Source organism: Oceanobacillus sp. NCCP-135 (genome assembly GCF_059698015.1).
On sequence record NZ_BAAKSZ010000002.1, the window covers coordinates 68,173 to 82,553 of the forward strand.

Genomic DNA, 14,381 nt, shown 5'->3' on the forward strand with positions numbered 1-14,381 from the left:
TCTATCCATTATTTTCGATCATATTGTAAAAAATAATAATCGTACGGGTTTGTATCATTCTTTTCCCCTTTTACTTTTGAAGTTAAATTCCATTGTTCTGCCGGAAATCCAGGAAAGTAAGTATCGCCATTAAATGCTTCATCAATATAAGTAATATACATTCGATCAGCGTAATCTATAACTTGTTCGAATATGTTTCCCCCACCGATGACGAAATATTCCTTATCCGGATTGGATTTATTCCATTCCTGTATCGTTTTCAAATCATTAACTACTTTCACATTGTCCGGAAAGCCTGTCTGTTTTTTAGAAATGATAACATTTTCTCTATTTGGTAATGCTCCACCCATGGATTCAAATGTTTTTCTTCCCATAATAACCGTTTGCCCGGTAGTCTTTTCTTTAAAGAAACGCAAATCTTTTGGCAAGTGCCAGGGTAAATCTTTATTAAGTCCGATAACATTATTCTTGTCCATAGCTAATAACAGTGATATCAATGCAGAAAACCCTCCCTATATTTTTATACAGCAATCGGTGCTTTAATTGTTGGATGTGGATTGTAATCAATTATTTCAAAATCATTCAATTCAAAATCAAAAATAGAATTCTTATCCTGATTAATTTTAAGTTGTGGAAACGGACGTATTTCGCGATTGAGTTGCGTGTTTACCTGTTCTACATGATTTGCATATATATGTGTATCTCCCAAAGTATGAACAAATTCCCCGACCTTTAGATTGCATTCATGGGCAATTAAATAAGTTAATAATGCATAGCTCGCAATATTAAATGGAACCCCGAGAAAGACATCTGCACTTCGTTGATAAAGCTGGCAAGATAATTTTCCGTCAGCTACATAGAATTGAAATAATGTGTGACAAGGGGGCAGTGCCATATTGGGTACATCTGCCGGATTCCAGGCAGAAATTAGATGGCGACGTGAATCCGGATACTTACGGATGGATTCAATTACCTCCTTCAATTGATCGATTGTTTCATTTTTAGCAGTCTTCCACTCTCTCCACTGTTTTCCATACACAGAACCCAAGTCCCCGAACTTTAGAGCGAAATCTTCATCTTTTAGAATTTTTTCTTTGAATAGTTCCATCTGTTGTTGATATTGTTCATTGAAATCCGGTTCTATCTGACTACGTATTCCGAAATCGGTCATATCCGGACCTGAATATTCGTTGCTTTTCACCCATTTTTCAAAAGCCCACTCATTCCAGATATTATTATTATTTTGCAGCAGATAACGAATATTTGTATCTCCTTTTATAAACCAGAGAAGTTCACTGGCAACTAAACGAAATGGGATTTTTTTTGTAGTAAGTAAGGGAAACCCCTCATTTAAATTAAATCGCATTTGATGACCGAAAACGGAGTATGTGCCAGTATTTGTCCGATCTTCCTTCTTTTTTCCATTTTCTAAAATATATTCACATAAATTTAAGTATGCTTGTTCGCCTGTAACCATATAATCCCCTCCAGCTATATTACTTTTTCGCATCTTTATCTTGCATTTATTGTAACATAAACGCAACGTATGAAGTATTGTTTTAATATAAGACTCTTTAAGACCAATTTATCTACATCGATTTAACCAGGCGTGTACAGTGAAGATAAAAGCACTGCACAAAAGACATGACAGTACTTTCAAAAACAATCAAATTGGAGGAGTATCCTCCAATTTGATTGTTCACTACCACTCTTTATAAAATTGTTTCAGGAAAATCTCCATAAACTTATGTCTCTCTTCAGCTATTTCCATTGCAGTTGATGTATGCAATAAATCTCTTATTTTTAAGAGCTTATCATAAAAATGCTGAATCGAGTTCTTTGTGATCTCTGGATGATAAATCGGTTGTCTACTTGCTCCACCATAGGCGAAGGTTCTTGCAATACCGATTGCACCAATTGCATCAATTCTATCAGCATCCTGGACAATCTTACCTTCCAGTGTTATTGGATCATCCCCCTTACTGAAAGAGACATCCTTGATAGCTTCATTTATTTGGATTAGATCAGACTTGGAGATACCTATTGTTTCTAAAAAAGTATTCAAATCCTTGAATACTGCTCCTGGATTTGTAAACAGTTTGAAATCTCCAATATCATGCACCCAGGCTGCCACTTCACAAATAAATACATCAGCATTTTCTTTTTCAGCTATTGTTTTTGCCAGTCCAGCAACACGTTTCATATGGTAAAAGTCATGTCCGCTTGAATCGTTATGAAAGTAGTTGAACACGTAGTCCTCAATCTTTTTTAATTTCATTTCGTTTGTCACTAAAATAAACCAACTATTTTTCCGTCATCAGTAATATCCATATTTAATGCTGCCGGTTTCTTTGGCAAACCAGGCATTGTCATCATATCACCCGTTAAAACAACAATAAAACCTGCACCTATCGATGGACGCATTTCTCTGATTGAAATAGTAAACCCTTTAGGTCTGCCGAGTAGCGAAGGATCATCTGACAGAGAATACTGGGTTTTTGCCATACATATTGGTAGCTTACCCCACCCTTGTTTTTCATAAAAAGTAATTTGTTTTTTTGCTTTGGGTGATAGTTCAATGTCATCTGCACCATAAACGGTTTGCGCTATTTTTCTAATTTTAGTTTCCAAGGTTTCTTCTGTTTCATAGATTTGTTTAAAGTTTCTTTCTGATGTTTCTGTTTTTTTCATGATCTTTTCAGCTAAAAGAATGCCGCCCTCTCCCCCTTTGGCCCACACGTCTGTTAATGCTACTTCAACACCTCTTGATTTACACCAGTTTTCGATAAAATCTGTTTCCGCTGCTGTATCTGTAGGGAATTTATTGATGGCAACTACAAAAGGAAGTCCAAAATTTTCTATCGTTTCCATATGTTTTTTCAGATTTTCCATACCTGCTTTTAAGGCATCGACATTTTCTTCTGTTAGGTTATCTTTCGCAACACCGCCATGCATTTTTAAAGCACGTACGGTTGCAACAATAACCACTGCAGCCGTATCAAAATCTCCGGCACGCGATTTAATATCAAGGAATTTTTCCGCACCAAGATCAGCTCCAAAGCCTGCTTCAGTTACCACAAAATCTCCTAATTTTGCTGCTGTTTTTGTTGCCATAATGCTATTGCAGCCATGAGCAATATTTGCAAATGGACCCCCGTGAATAATTGCGGGAGTATTTTCGATGGTTTGTACCAGATTTGGTTTGATTGCATCCTTTAATAGTAATGTTAATGCACCTTCAATTTTTAAATCCTTAACCATAACTGGCTCCTCATCATATGTATAGCCAATTACTATTTTTGCAATTCTGGCCTTTAAATCCTCAAGACTTGTTGCTAAACATAATATGGCCATAATTTCTGAAGCAACTGTAATATTAAAGCCATCTTCACGAGGAACACCACGTAAAGGACCGCCCAGTCCAACAACAATTTGGCGCAGGGAACGGTCATTCATATCCATTACCCGTTTCCACTCTATTCTTCTAGGATCAATATTTAGATTATTGCCGCGGTGAATATGATTATCAATCATTGCTGACAACGCATTATTAGCACTTGTTATTGCGTGAAGGTCTCCAGTGAAATGAAGATTGATATCTTCCATTGGCAGCACCTGTGAAAACCCACCTCCAGCTGCTCCACCTTTCATTCCCATTACAGGACCAAGTGATGGCTCACGAAGTGCAATAACTGCATTTTTGCCAATTTTATTTAGTGCCTGCCCCAGTCCTACTGTAACTGTCGACTTCCCTTCTCCAGCTGGTGTAGGATTTATTGATGTCACTAAAATGATTTTACCATCAGGACGATCTTTAAATTTATTCAATAAATTATCGGAGAGCTTTGCCTTTGTGTGACCATATGGCTCCCAATCTCCCTCGGCTAAATCAAGTCCTGATGCAATTTCCCCAATTGGTTTAAGTGTTGCCTGTTGAGCTATTTCGATATCCGTTTTCATATTACTTGCTCCCTTCGTATTTCCTATACTAGTAGTATACCTTTTATTGTGATTTGTTTCATTTATTCCACAACTATTATAAAGCGTTTTCATTATATCATTTTTTTGCTTTAAAGTGATGGCAAATTCTTGACAGTGCTATGCAAATAAGCTATATTAGGGGCAAGCAAAGAAGAGGTATGGAATCATTAATGACACAGGCAGCTTCTATAGAAGTGGATGTAATAGTGATCCTACACTTCTATAGGGCTGTCTTCTTTGATATTCTGTTATTCTGCTTTGTATTAACTATTAACACGTTTTACGTGAAAGTTTTTAGGAGGATTATTTACATGGAAAACGGAGTAGTAAAATGGTTTAACGCAGAAAAGGGTTATGGCTTTATCCAATTAGAAGAGGGAAATGATGTGTTCGTACATTATTCAGCAATCCAGGAAGAAGGCTTTAAATCATTGGAAGAAGGACAAGAAGTCTCTTTTGAAATTGTTGAAGGCGAACGTGGTCCACAAGCAGCCAATGTAATGAAAAAATAACAGTAAAATACAAGCGGTGATCTTAACTGATTGCCGCTTTTTTTATTTATAAGTAAAGGAAGAAGGTCTTGTCTTCCTCCTTTACTTATATAGAAGCTTTAGATAATACCTTTTCTTCTTGTGGGATCTTTAATAAAAAAATATAAAAAATCGGATAAATAAATGCGTTCATATATGCTCCAAATAGTAACGCAACTATAAACATTTCCAGTACTACAATTATTTTGTCCGGAAATTTTGTATATTTATATGGTCCCTTTTTTAACAATAAAACTCTGGGAAATACGATATTTTTTGTATTCCAGAATCTCCCTAATGATCGAATACACCAAATTCTCCCCAACTGTGTGCCAATAAAGATAAGTAAAAATAAGATATTCAATTCGTTGACAGGTTTTCCTGTCAGCAAAAGCTCAAAAAGTATGGAAAGATAAAATAGGATAGAAAACACTGCAATCCATTTATATCTTCTTTCGCCCTTTACAATCCCTCCCCTCTCCTTCATCCATTTCTCATTTCTCTTAGAAACTTTCAACTCATATAAACGCTGTATACCAATATAAGTAATAAATAGCCATATCCAGATTGCCATCATTATATCCTCTCCAATTGTTCGAACTAAGCAATTATAGTCCATTTATTAGGGATAGTATGTTCTCTTTTTCAAGAATTATTAACAAATAAGTCACATTTCAGCCACAAACTTTATTAACCAAAAAGTTAGTAAAACACTTATATGTTACAACTTCCGAGTTATTGAACAAATTGTGAAACGTCTTCTAGTGCCATTATTTCTATTAATAAAATGTGTATGATGAAAACAAGAGCAAATATCCTACAGTGAAGGGGTGAATCAAATGAGTAATGTTCAGGAAAGAAGATCAAAAACAAATACACAAAAAAGTGAACCAAATTTAAAAGGTACATTTATTTCTGTGTTACTAGTTGGTCTATTTCTTATTGTTAGCTGGGTTGGGGTATATATACTTTTTATTGTTAGATAAAGATAAATAAAACAGGGAGTGTTCGCAATGCATTTTCACAAATACGAAAAGCTATGGTTGGTATTTGGAATAGGTTCACTAATTATTTTTTTAATTGTTCTTGGTTTCGGGGCATTTTGGCAAGGTACACATCCGCAAAGTCATGGAGCGACGATTGACCCGGAAAATATCGAAGCACATGACGCTTTTAAACCAGAAAATCTGGGAGTTACAAAAGTTAATGAAGATAAGTACATTGTCAACATTGTATCTTCAGCATTTAATTATAATTTTGGAGTGGATGATGATGGTTCACCGGTGAAAAATATTCGCATACCAAAAGGTTCAACCGTATTATTTCAAGTAACAACAACGGATGTTGTCCATGGCTTCAATGTTGCTGGTACAAATGTAAATATGATGGTAGAGCCAGGATATATCAGCAGCATTGAAACGGTACTCAACAATCCTGGAGAATTTACAATTGTTTGTAATGAATATTGTGGTGTAGGACATCATTTAATGTTTGCGACAATGGAGGTGTATGAATAATGGCTATTAAAAAACTAGCAGAATCAAAACAGGATTCCAGATTGCCTTTAACTATTTCAAAACCGGAATCCAGACTATATATGTCCTTTATGTATGTAGCTTTCATATCTTTATTCATCGGTGGAATGATGGGGCTTTTACAAACATTGGTTAGGTCAGGAACTATCACATTACCATGGGGAATTGATTATTATCAAATTTTAACACTACATGGGGTAATCCTTGCTCTTATTTTAACAACCTATTTTATTATCGGATTTCAATTTTCCTTAATGGGGAAAACAGTTGGCATGTCACAGAAACAGCGAAAAGCTGCCTGGTTGAGCTTTTGGGTTATGGTTATTGGTACAATCATGACTGCAATAACCATCTTGCTTGGAAAAGCGAATGTGCTTTACACATTCTATGCACCACTGAAAGCTCATCCTGCATTTTATATAGGTTTGTCTCTCGTGATTATTGGAAGCTGGATTGCAGCAACTGTTAATTTCCGTCAGCTATATGTCTGGAAAAAGAAACATTCAGGTGAAAAGTCACCTTTATTGGCATTCATGGTTACGATTAATATGTTAATGTGGGTTATTGCCTCCCTTGGGGTTGCCGTTTCAGTTGTTGTTCAATTTATCCCTTGGTCTTTAGGGTATGCTGAAACGATCAATGTTCTAATCAGCAGAACATTATTCTGGTATTTCGGGCATCCACTGGTTTATTTTTGGTTACTACCTGCCTACATGGCCTGGTATGCAATAATTCCTAAAATCATAGGTGGAAAGTTATTTAGTGATTCGCTTGCCAGATTAGCATTTATATTATTATTATTTTTCTCCATTCCTGTTGGGTTTCATCATCAGCTAACAGAGCCGGGGATTGATCCAACATGGAAGTTTATTCAAGTTGTACTAACCTTTATGGTTGTTATTCCAAGTTTAATGACTGCATTTTCAATCTTTGCTACATTCGAAATTACCGGACGCCGCAAAGGATTTAAAGGTTTGTTTGGCTGGTTTAAACACCTTCCCTGGAAAGACGTTCGTTTCCTTGCCCCAATGATCGGTATGCTTGCATTTATTCCAGGTGGAGCAGGTGGTATTATTAATGCTTCTCACCAAGTAAATGCAGTTGTTCATAATACGATATGGGTTACCGGGCATTTTCATATAACTGCTGCAACAACTGTAATACTTACTTTCTTCGGTATTACGTATTGGTTAATTCCGCATCTTACTGGTAGAACTTTAACCAAATCGATAAACAGACTAGGCATTATCCAAGCAATTATCTGGACAGTTGGTATGACAATTATGTCAGGGGCGATGCACATTCAAGGTCTTTTAGGTGGGCCAAGACGCTCATCATTCTCTGAGTATGGCGCAACAGAACAGGCAACGGAATGGATCGGATACCAGATGGCACAAGCTATAGGAGGTTCCATTCTCTTCATAGGTATATTGTTAATGGTTTATATATTCATTAAATTAACCTTTTTCGCACCAAAAGGGAAAGAGGAATTCCCAATTGCAGAGGAAGAAGAAGATGCAGAACCAACGCCAATGTTCCTGGAAAATTGGAGGCTTTGGATTGCTATTACAATCGCATTAATTCTATTTGCGTATACGATCCCATTTATGGATATTATTCAAAACTCTCCACCAGGATCACCGCCATTTGATTGGCCAATAGGAAATTCATAAGCCAGAAAGAAAAGGACAGTCACTTTATACTGTCCTTTTCTTTCGTTCACTTTTAAATTAATCAGCCTCTGTTAACGCCTTTTCCTCGCTTGGAATTCTAATCATCAATAGCAGGATATGCAGGATTGGAAATACAATAGAAGTTATGTAAGCCCCAAACAATAAAGGGATTATAAAGAGTTCAACACCAACAATAATATAATTTGGATGCTTGACATATTTGTAAGGCCCTTTTTTAATTAAAGGATAATCTGGTAAAACAATGATTTTTGTATTCCAGAATTTACCTAATGTAACAATACACCAAATCCTGCCTATTTGTGTAATAGTAAAAATAAATAAGAGAAAAAAATTTAACTCTAAGTCCATAGCACCACGAGCTAAAGACTCAATAATCATTACAACAAAAAAAGCGCTATGAAGAATGATAAACCATTTATAATGACTCTTTCCTCTTTCTATTCCACCTTGTTCTTTCATCCAATTTTCATTTTTATTTGCAATTGCCAATTCAATTAAACGCTGTGCAATAATAATAAATAATAAAACCCACATAAAAATCTGCATACTTAGTTCCACTCCAATAGTAAAAGTTCAGAACTAAAACCAGGTCCTAAGGCAGATAGAATACTTAAATTATTCTTACCTGCATTTTCTTTCATAGATTCGTAAAGCACATAAAAAACGGTTGCTGAAGACATATTACCATGGTTGGAAAGAACTTTACATGCGTTGGAAAACTTACTATTAGAAATTTGTAATACTGACTCCATCGCCTCTAATACCTTTTTACCACCAGGATGAGCAATAAATGAATGAACCATTCTTTCGTTTAGGTCTAAATCATCAAAAAATGTTTGGATATGTCCTTTCCAAAATGTATGGACTAATGCTGGGATGCTTTTTGAAAAAATCACTTCTAATCCATTATTTGAAACTTCCCACCCCATTACAGAAGTGCTGTCTTTCTTCGTTAATGAGCTAGTTTTAGTAATCTTCGGTGTATTGCCTTTCCGCACAGAAAGATATGGAGAATCAACACCAACCGCTAACACTGCACTTACACCATCCCCAAATAAAGCACTGCCGATCAGGTTGCTTTTTTTTACATCATTTTTTTGAAAAGTTAAGCTGCATAATTCACAGCAGACAATTAAAGCAGTTTTTTCAGGGTGGGCAGTTAGCCAATCAAACGCCCTGGCTAATCCTATCGCTCCCCCTGCACAACCCAGCCCCCATAGAGGCATGCGATTTATATCTTCTCTAAAATTGCGTGAATTTAGCAGATAAACATCTAGTGAAGGTGTGGCAACACCTGTACTGGAAACAAATATAATCATGTCAATTGCTTCATACGGCACATCTTCTGTTAAAAAATTTTTATTGGTTAAACAATCATCAATCGCTTCACATGCAAGCTTGTGGGCGTAGGATTGATAAAGATCATTTCTTTCTTTGAAGGAATGATCTTGTTTTAACCATTCCTTATCCACAACAAACTGTCTGTTTTTTACTTCTGCATTATCAAAAACAGGAAGGTATCTAGCTAGTTGATCCGTATAAAAAGGAAAGACCTCCTGTACTAAACTCTTTACCTCATCCTGTGATAGATTATGTTCGGGAATCCCAACACCAACTGAACTAATGAATGACATAATACCACCTCTTGCAAGATATTTATTAGTAGTATTATGCATCAATATAGACAGGTTTATTTATAAAGGTAATTACAAAAGTCCGGTAAAAATAACACATCGAAAAGGATCTTCTACTAAGTACTGATACATCCTGGGACTGCGCCAAAGCTCGCCCCACCGAAAACCATGGGACTGCACTAAAGCTCGCCTTACCAAAAAAGATTGTGTCGAAAATAGACGTCACCACATCAAGAAACTCATTGGCTTGTTTTTTCATCCCTATGGACAAAAAGCGTTTTTCCTGCGTATCGAACGTTTCCTCATGTATTAAAAGCATACATTTCGATACCGAAAGATAAGCTGCTTCGAACTTTCCAGGCTTGTTTTGTCCTCCATTCAACACATATTTACAGAGTATAAATACCTCTGTATTTCTCTGTTAAATAATTCACTAGATATTCAGGGTTTAATTGTTCATTTGTAGCATCTTCAATTATTTCCAGTGGCTTTTTCATTTTTCCATACTGGTGAATATTATCCCTTAACCAATTTCTAATTGGAAGATAATCATTTTTTGCAATCATTGCTTCAAGGTTATTATTCCTTGAAAATGTATGATAAAGTTGAGCTGCATACATATAACCAAGTGCATAGGAAGGAAAATAACCAAAATCTCCACCGGCCCAGTGAATATCCTGTAGTACCCCTTCTCTGTCAGATGGGGGGATAATACCTAAATAATTCTTCATTTTTTCATTCCATAAATATGGAAGATCTTTTACTTGGACATCTCCATTTATTAAAGCTTTTTCAAGCTCATATCGTATCATGATATGAAGCGGATAAGTTAATTCATCTGCTTCAATACGAATAAATGATGGTTTCACTTCATTTATTGCCTGGTAAAAATCATTTAAAGGTACATTTCCTAAATAATCAGGAGCATATGATTTAAATAGCTCATAGTTTGCTTCCCAGAAAGATTTACTCCTCCCGACAAAATTTTCCCAGAATAAGGATTGTGATTCATGAATACCCATTGATGTCCCTGTGGCTAACGGCGTGTTTGCCAGCTTCGGATTAATATTTTGCTCATATAGTGCATGACCGCCCTCATGTATGGTTCCGAATACAGCCATACGAAAATCCTCTTCGTCATATCTAGTCGTTATGCGTACATCATTTATATTTAAAGCAATAGCAAATGGATGAATGGTTTCATCCAGTCTGCCTGAAGAAAAGTCATAGCCCATTTGTTTTAATACTTCAATCGTAAATGCTGTTTGATCATCTTTTGGAAAATGACCAGTTAATAGTGATGGATCAGGCACCAAAGCACTTTGGTTTATTTCACTTAATAAGTTTGTTAGTGATTTTCGCAGTTTCGGGAAAATCTGGTCTAACGTTTTTGTTGTTACACCAGATTCATAATTGTGTAGAAGTGCATCATAGATGTTATCTTCATATCCCCAATAATTTGCAAATTTCTTGTTATAGTCAACAAGCTTTTCCAAATAAGGTTGAAACAAGGAAAAGTCAGCTTTCTCTCTTGCCACTTGCCAAACTGCTTCAGATTTAGAACTGAGCATGACATATTCTTTATATTCATCATGAGGAATTTTTCGGTTTCTCTCATAGTTTTCTTCACATTCTGCTACTATCTTTTCTGTTATTTTATCACTGGTGTTTTCTTTTAATATATCGATAAAGTATTTCATTTTTTCCGATGTTTCAAGCTGATGTAATTTTTCAGCCAAAAATCCAACAACCTCTGACCGTTGTTCTACGCCCTTATTAGGAATTTTTGTGCGCATATCCCAATGTGTTAGTGAAATAACTTCACGGTAGGCATTTTGTTCTTTTAATAACTCTTTAAAATCTTTCTCGATTAAATAGGTGTTGTCCATCGTTTACTGCCCCTTTTCCTTTTTTCCAAAATACTGATAATAATTTGTTTGAATAAAACCATTAAACAATTTTCTTTTCTTCGTGGCCTTTAGCCCGTATTGTGTTTCAAAGTTTTCAAATGCCGTTAATATATATACACTCCAAGTAGGATGATTTCGCATAATCCCCCCAAAGTCTCGATAGATTTCGGCAACTTTATCTTTATCTCCCATTCGCTGACCATATGGTGGATTACCGATAATATATCCATTTTCTTTTCGAATAAATAAATCTTTTACTTGCATTTGCTTCCAATTAATAATCTCACCTAAACCAGCTTCCATTGCATTGTCTCCCGAGATTTTTATTAGTTTATGGTCAATATCAAACCCTGTTATATCCAGTTTTTGATCATAATTCGCTTTATCTTCAGCCTCTTCAAAAGCCTCTTTCCACGCTTTCCTTTTAATTAGAGACCAGTTTTCTGAAGCAAATTCTCTATTGAAGCCAGGAGCAATGTTTTGTCCTATTAAAGCAGCTTCAATCGCAATCGTACCTGAACCGCAAAAAGGATCAATTAAAGGGTACTCCGGTTTCCAGTTAGTTAGCATTACAAGTGCTGCTGCCATCGTTTCCTTTAATGGTGCTTCACCTTGACCAACCCGATATCCACGCTTATGTAAACCTGCTCCAGATGTATCGATTGTCAGTGTGGCTACATCCTTTAACAGGGAAACTTCTACTTTATATGCTGCACCTGTTTCCGGCATTTTTGTTGCCAAACCATATTTAAGCTTAAGTCGCTCCGCTATAGCCTTTTTGACAATTGCCTGGCAATCGGGAACACTGTACAGCTTGGAATTCACTGATTTTCCGCTAACAGGAAACTTCCCTTCCTCCGCTATGAATTCTTCCCATGACAATGCTTTCGTTGCCTCAAATAGCTCATCAAAGGTGGTTGCTTTAAATCTACCTACAAGTAATCTGATACGATCTGCTGAACGAAGCCATAAATTACATCGGGGAATAGCAGAAATAGGAGCTTCAAAGATAACCTTGCCATTTTCTACATTAACCTCATATCCCAATTGCTTTACTTCGTTTGCAACAACTGATTCAAGTCCCATTGCAGCTGTTGCAATTAATGTTACATTTTTCATATGGACTTACCTCACAATTCAAAGTTAATTTAGTTTCATTTTATCATAACCTATTCCTATAAATGAAAGCATAACTATTCATTGACTCAATTTAACTTTGCACTTACTCTCAGTAATAGGTGCAAATCAAAAAACCTTTCCAATAATAAAATTACCACTGGAAAGGTTTGTTTTATAAATATAGTAAGACCGTTAAATACTCGATAAGCCATGTTCTGTTCCATCGTACTGCAAACGGTGGTCAGCCTCGTACACCGGATGTAATCATCTATCTACAGACATCAGCCTGTCCCTCTTTCGGTTGAATTCCCTACTAAAGGATGCCCCTACCATTATTTGGGTTGCTCACTCATGGGGTTTACCTCGTTCCACCTAAAGTGTTTCCACTCCAGCTACGTCACTGTGGCACTTTAAAGGATCGTGTTCCTTATCCTAACTGACTTAGGAATTTCCCCTGCCGTTAGCCTTTAAGCTACCTTGACTTATGATTTCGTCAAGCATGAACACTACAAACATCTCAGTTTGTGTGAGCATGGACTTTCCTCTGTATTTTACATACAGCGATTACCTGAGCATTTAACTTTAATCTAAAATTAATTCTAGCATAAATAGGATGATCCTACAACAAGAATAAAAGTGTAAACATGTAAAAGATTACAAGTTCAAATTAATTTTCAGAATTAGCATATTTCTTTCCGAAGACAGCTTTTTCTAAATTTGACAGTCGTTTTAGGACATCATAATTAACCTGCGTATTTGGCTGTGTGGATCTTGTTCTCGATTGTTCTGTTGAACTTTTCTTCCGTAAATTTTCATTTTCTTGCTGCAGCCTGCTAATTTCTTGATTAAATGCATCATAATCTTTAATGATCGCATCTAAAAATTCATCCACTTCTTCTTGGTTATACCCACGCATTGCTGTTTTAAATTCTTTTTCTAAAATATCTTTTCCACTTAATTGAACACGACTTAAACTCATTTCATCACCTCGTAATTTTTCACAGATCTATTTTTCAAATAATAAACATCAAGTTAATTTATAATTTATTTCTGTTTTGCAAAAATAATATCTATATTCTATTATATCATTAAAAAAGGAAACTGAAAAAGACAGTTTCCTTTTTTCTCTATATACGATTATAATTTAAATTATTTATTTTTCAAGCATATCTTCAGGTTGAAAAGAGAATGGTAATAATTCTTCCATTGAAATTGTTTTAATATCCATCTTTAAATTAGTAAGGTGGATATTCATATCACTCTTAAAGAACTCACTCATGACTTGACGACATGAACCACATGGTGGAACTGGTCTGTTTGTGTTTGCGGCAACTGCCATTTCTGTGAATTCCTTTTCCCCATCTGAAATCGCTTTAAAAATTGCAACCCTTTCAGCACAGCAAGTTACCGGATATGCAGCATTTTCAATATTGCAGCCCGTATAGACTTTTCCAGACTTTGATAATAAAGCGGCTCCCACAGGAAATTTTGAGTATGGTACATATGCCTTTTCTCTTATTTTAATTGCTTCTTTAATTAAATAATCTTTTTTCAAAACGTTTCCCCCTTAACAGATGTGGAACGTAATTATAAGAAATTTATGCCCATTTGTAAAGCTTCCTATACTATAGCTCTCTAAGTAATTGATCGAAAATATAATGGATAGAATTACATAATTCCATATAGCGCTTACGCTTTACGTCATTATAGTAGCTATGCATTAATAACAGCTCCATGTTTTCTCTTGTTGAAGTGACTTGTTGTGGGTGTATAGTTACTTTTCTTTCCTTCACAACTTCAAGTGTTGCTTCTTCCCATAATCCCAATAATTCATAAATAGGTGATGTTTCTTCTTTCACTAGTTGAAAGAACTGTCTATTTTTTCTATCCTCCGGAGGGTTATTACCTTCATAAATTCCCTTTAAAGCGCTGAGCTGCTGTTTTAACTGTTTTGTTTGTTTTTTTAAATCCATGATGA

At 35.7% G+C, this 14,381-nt stretch carries 17 protein-coding genes and 1 other RNA gene; 4 read left to right on the forward strand and 14 right to left on the reverse strand.

Going from position 1 to position 14,381, the window contains the following annotated elements; translation table 11 throughout:
- Positions 1 to 8: 8 nt before the first annotated feature.
- From AC6HVZ_RS02010 to AC6HVZ_RS02025, 4 genes are all read right to left on the reverse strand, one after another.
- Complete coding sequence (locus AC6HVZ_RS02010) at positions 9 to 497, reverse strand: dihydrofolate reductase (protein ID WP_497556458.1); 489 nt, start codon at positions 495 to 497, stop codon at positions 9 to 11.
- Positions 498 to 520: 23 nt separating this feature from the next.
- Entirely contained in the window at positions 521 to 1,477 is a 957-nt protein-coding gene (locus AC6HVZ_RS02015) for a thymidylate synthase (RefSeq protein WP_497556459.1), read from the reverse strand.
- Positions 1,478 to 1,702: 225 nt separating this feature from the next.
- Positions 1,703 to 2,278, reverse strand: coding sequence for an HD domain-containing protein (locus AC6HVZ_RS02020; RefSeq protein WP_497556460.1), 576 nt, complete (start codon positions 2,276 to 2,278; stop codon positions 1,703 to 1,705).
- Positions 2,279 to 2,289: 11 nt separating this feature from the next.
- Entirely contained in the window at positions 2,290 to 3,960 is a 1,671-nt protein-coding gene (locus AC6HVZ_RS02025; RefSeq protein WP_497556461.1) for a formate--tetrahydrofolate ligase, read from the reverse strand.
- Positions 3,961 to 4,292: 332 nt separating this feature from the next.
- Here AC6HVZ_RS02025 and AC6HVZ_RS02030 point away from each other — a divergent pair, with 332 nt between their 5' ends.
- Positions 4,293 to 4,493 carry a cold-shock protein gene (locus AC6HVZ_RS02030; RefSeq protein WP_497556462.1) on the forward strand — a complete coding sequence of 67 codons (201 nt, stop codon included), beginning with the start codon at positions 4,293 to 4,295 and terminating at the stop codon, positions 4,491 to 4,493.
- Between the two features lie 85 nt (positions 4,494 to 4,578).
- Here the strand turns inward: AC6HVZ_RS02030 and AC6HVZ_RS02035 are convergent, their stop codons facing one another.
- Positions 4,579 to 5,130 (reverse strand): isoprenylcysteine carboxyl methyltransferase family protein, encoded by a 552-nt coding sequence (locus tag AC6HVZ_RS02035; RefSeq protein WP_497556463.1) that lies wholly within the window; start codon positions 5,128 to 5,130, stop codon positions 4,579 to 4,581.
- A gap of 220 nt (positions 5,131 to 5,350) precedes the next feature.
- Between AC6HVZ_RS02035 and AC6HVZ_RS02040 the strand changes: the two genes are divergently transcribed.
- The 3 genes from AC6HVZ_RS02040 to AC6HVZ_RS02050 are packed head-to-tail and all read left to right on the forward strand — an operon-like array spanning position 5,351 to position 7,719.
- Positions 5,351 to 5,497, forward strand: coding sequence for a cytochrome c oxidase subunit 2A (locus AC6HVZ_RS02040; protein WP_497556464.1), 147 nt, complete (start codon positions 5,351 to 5,353; stop codon positions 5,495 to 5,497).
- A gap of 27 nt (positions 5,498 to 5,524) precedes the next feature.
- The gene (locus tag AC6HVZ_RS02045) at positions 5,525 to 6,028 is read left to right on the forward strand and encodes a cupredoxin domain-containing protein (protein ID WP_497556465.1); all 504 of its coding nucleotides are present in this window, start codon (positions 5,525 to 5,527) and stop codon (positions 6,026 to 6,028) included.
- A complete protein-coding gene (locus tag AC6HVZ_RS02050) occupies positions 6,028 to 7,719 on the forward strand; it encodes a b(o/a)3-type cytochrome-c oxidase subunit 1 (RefSeq protein WP_497556466.1) in 1,692 nt (563 codons plus the stop codon). Before AC6HVZ_RS02045 ends, AC6HVZ_RS02050 begins: the two co-directional genes overlap by 1 nt.
- A 57-nt stretch (positions 7,720 to 7,776) precedes the next feature.
- Here the strand turns inward: AC6HVZ_RS02050 and AC6HVZ_RS02055 are convergent, their stop codons facing one another.
- The 9 genes from AC6HVZ_RS02055 to AC6HVZ_RS02095 form a co-directional block, all read right to left on the reverse strand.
- Positions 7,777 to 8,286: an isoprenylcysteine carboxyl methyltransferase family protein gene (locus AC6HVZ_RS02055; protein ID WP_497556467.1), complete on the reverse strand. Its 510-nt coding sequence runs from the start codon at positions 8,284 to 8,286 to the stop codon at positions 7,777 to 7,779.
- Between the two features lie 2 nt (positions 8,287 to 8,288).
- Positions 8,289 to 9,416, reverse strand: coding sequence for a type III polyketide synthase (locus AC6HVZ_RS02060; RefSeq protein WP_497556610.1), 1,128 nt, complete (start codon positions 9,414 to 9,416; stop codon positions 8,289 to 8,291).
- Positions 9,409 to 9,693, reverse strand: a complete 285-nt coding sequence (locus AC6HVZ_RS02065; RefSeq protein WP_497556468.1) for a hypothetical protein — start codon at positions 9,691 to 9,693, stop codon at positions 9,409 to 9,411. Before AC6HVZ_RS02065 ends, AC6HVZ_RS02060 begins: the two co-directional genes overlap by 8 nt.
- 70 nt (positions 9,694 to 9,763) lie before the next feature.
- Complete coding sequence (locus tag AC6HVZ_RS02070) at positions 9,764 to 11,263, reverse strand: carboxypeptidase M32 (RefSeq protein WP_497556469.1); 1,500 nt, start codon at positions 11,261 to 11,263, stop codon at positions 9,764 to 9,766.
- A 3-nt stretch (positions 11,264 to 11,266) separates the two neighbouring features.
- Positions 11,267 to 12,403, reverse strand: a complete 1,137-nt coding sequence (locus tag AC6HVZ_RS02075; protein WP_497556470.1) for a THUMP domain-containing class I SAM-dependent RNA methyltransferase — start codon at positions 12,401 to 12,403, stop codon at positions 11,267 to 11,269.
- A gap of 199 nt (positions 12,404 to 12,602) precedes the next feature.
- An RNA gene (gene rnpB, locus AC6HVZ_RS02080) (RNase P RNA component class B) lies at positions 12,603 to 12,979 on the reverse strand.
- A 91-nt stretch (positions 12,980 to 13,070) separates the two neighbouring features.
- On the reverse strand, positions 13,071 to 13,382 hold the full coding sequence (gpsB, locus tag AC6HVZ_RS02085; protein WP_497556471.1) for a cell division regulator GpsB: 312 nt from the start codon (positions 13,380 to 13,382) through the stop codon (positions 13,071 to 13,073).
- 174 nt (positions 13,383 to 13,556) lie between these two features.
- Positions 13,557 to 13,958, reverse strand: a complete 402-nt coding sequence (locus AC6HVZ_RS02090; protein WP_497556472.1) for a cytidine deaminase — start codon at positions 13,956 to 13,958, stop codon at positions 13,557 to 13,559.
- A gap of 70 nt (positions 13,959 to 14,028) precedes the next feature.
- The gene (locus tag AC6HVZ_RS02095) at positions 14,029 to 14,376 is read right to left on the reverse strand and encodes a DUF1798 family protein (RefSeq protein WP_497556473.1); all 348 of its coding nucleotides are present in this window, start codon (positions 14,374 to 14,376) and stop codon (positions 14,029 to 14,031) included.
- Positions 14,377 to 14,381 lie beyond the last annotated feature (5 nt).

Bases quoted from the DNA above. Each gene is read 5' to 3' on its own strand.
- AC6HVZ_RS02055 (WP_497556467.1), bottom strand. From the start codon at position 8,286: ATGCAGATTTTTATGTGGGTTTTATTATTTATTATTATTGCACAGCGT.
- AC6HVZ_RS02050 (WP_497556466.1), top strand. From the start codon at position 6,028: ATGGCTATTAAAAAACTAGCAGAATCAAAACAGGATTCCAGATTGCCT.
- AC6HVZ_RS02060 (WP_497556610.1), bottom strand. From the start codon at position 9,416: ATGCATAATACTACTAATAAATATCTTGCAAGAGGTGGTATTATGTCA.
- gpsB (WP_497556471.1), bottom strand. From the start codon at position 13,382: ATGAGTTTAAGTCGTGTTCAATTAAGTGGAAAAGATATTTTAGAAAAA.
- AC6HVZ_RS02070 (WP_497556469.1), bottom strand. From the start codon at position 11,263: ATGGACAACACCTATTTAATCGAGAAAGATTTTAAAGAGTTATTAAAA.
- AC6HVZ_RS02040 (WP_497556464.1), top strand. From the start codon at position 5,351: ATGAGTAATGTTCAGGAAAGAAGATCAAAAACAAATACACAAAAAAGT.
- AC6HVZ_RS02075 (WP_497556470.1), bottom strand. From the start codon at position 12,403: ATGAAAAATGTAACATTAATTGCAACAGCTGCAATGGGACTTGAATCA.
- AC6HVZ_RS02020 (WP_497556460.1), bottom strand. From the start codon at position 2,278: ATGAAATTAAAAAAGATTGAGGACTACGTGTTCAACTACTTTCATAAC.
- AC6HVZ_RS02015 (WP_497556459.1), bottom strand. From the start codon at position 1,477: ATGGTTACAGGCGAACAAGCATACTTAAATTTATGTGAATATATTTTA.
- AC6HVZ_RS02030 (WP_497556462.1), top strand. From the start codon at position 4,293: ATGGAAAACGGAGTAGTAAAATGGTTTAACGCAGAAAAGGGTTATGGC.
- AC6HVZ_RS02025 (WP_497556461.1), bottom strand. From the start codon at position 3,960: ATGAAAACGGATATCGAAATAGCTCAACAGGCAACACTTAAACCAATT.
- AC6HVZ_RS02095 (WP_497556473.1), bottom strand. From the start codon at position 14,376: ATGGATTTAAAAAAACAAACAAAACAGTTAAAACAGCAGCTCAGCGCT.
- AC6HVZ_RS02035 (WP_497556463.1), bottom strand. From the start codon at position 5,130: ATGGACTATAATTGCTTAGTTCGAACAATTGGAGAGGATATAATGATG.
- AC6HVZ_RS02065 (WP_497556468.1), bottom strand. From the start codon at position 9,693: ATGCTTTTAATACATGAGGAAACGTTCGATACGCAGGAAAAACGCTTT.
- AC6HVZ_RS02045 (WP_497556465.1), top strand. From the start codon at position 5,525: ATGCATTTTCACAAATACGAAAAGCTATGGTTGGTATTTGGAATAGGT.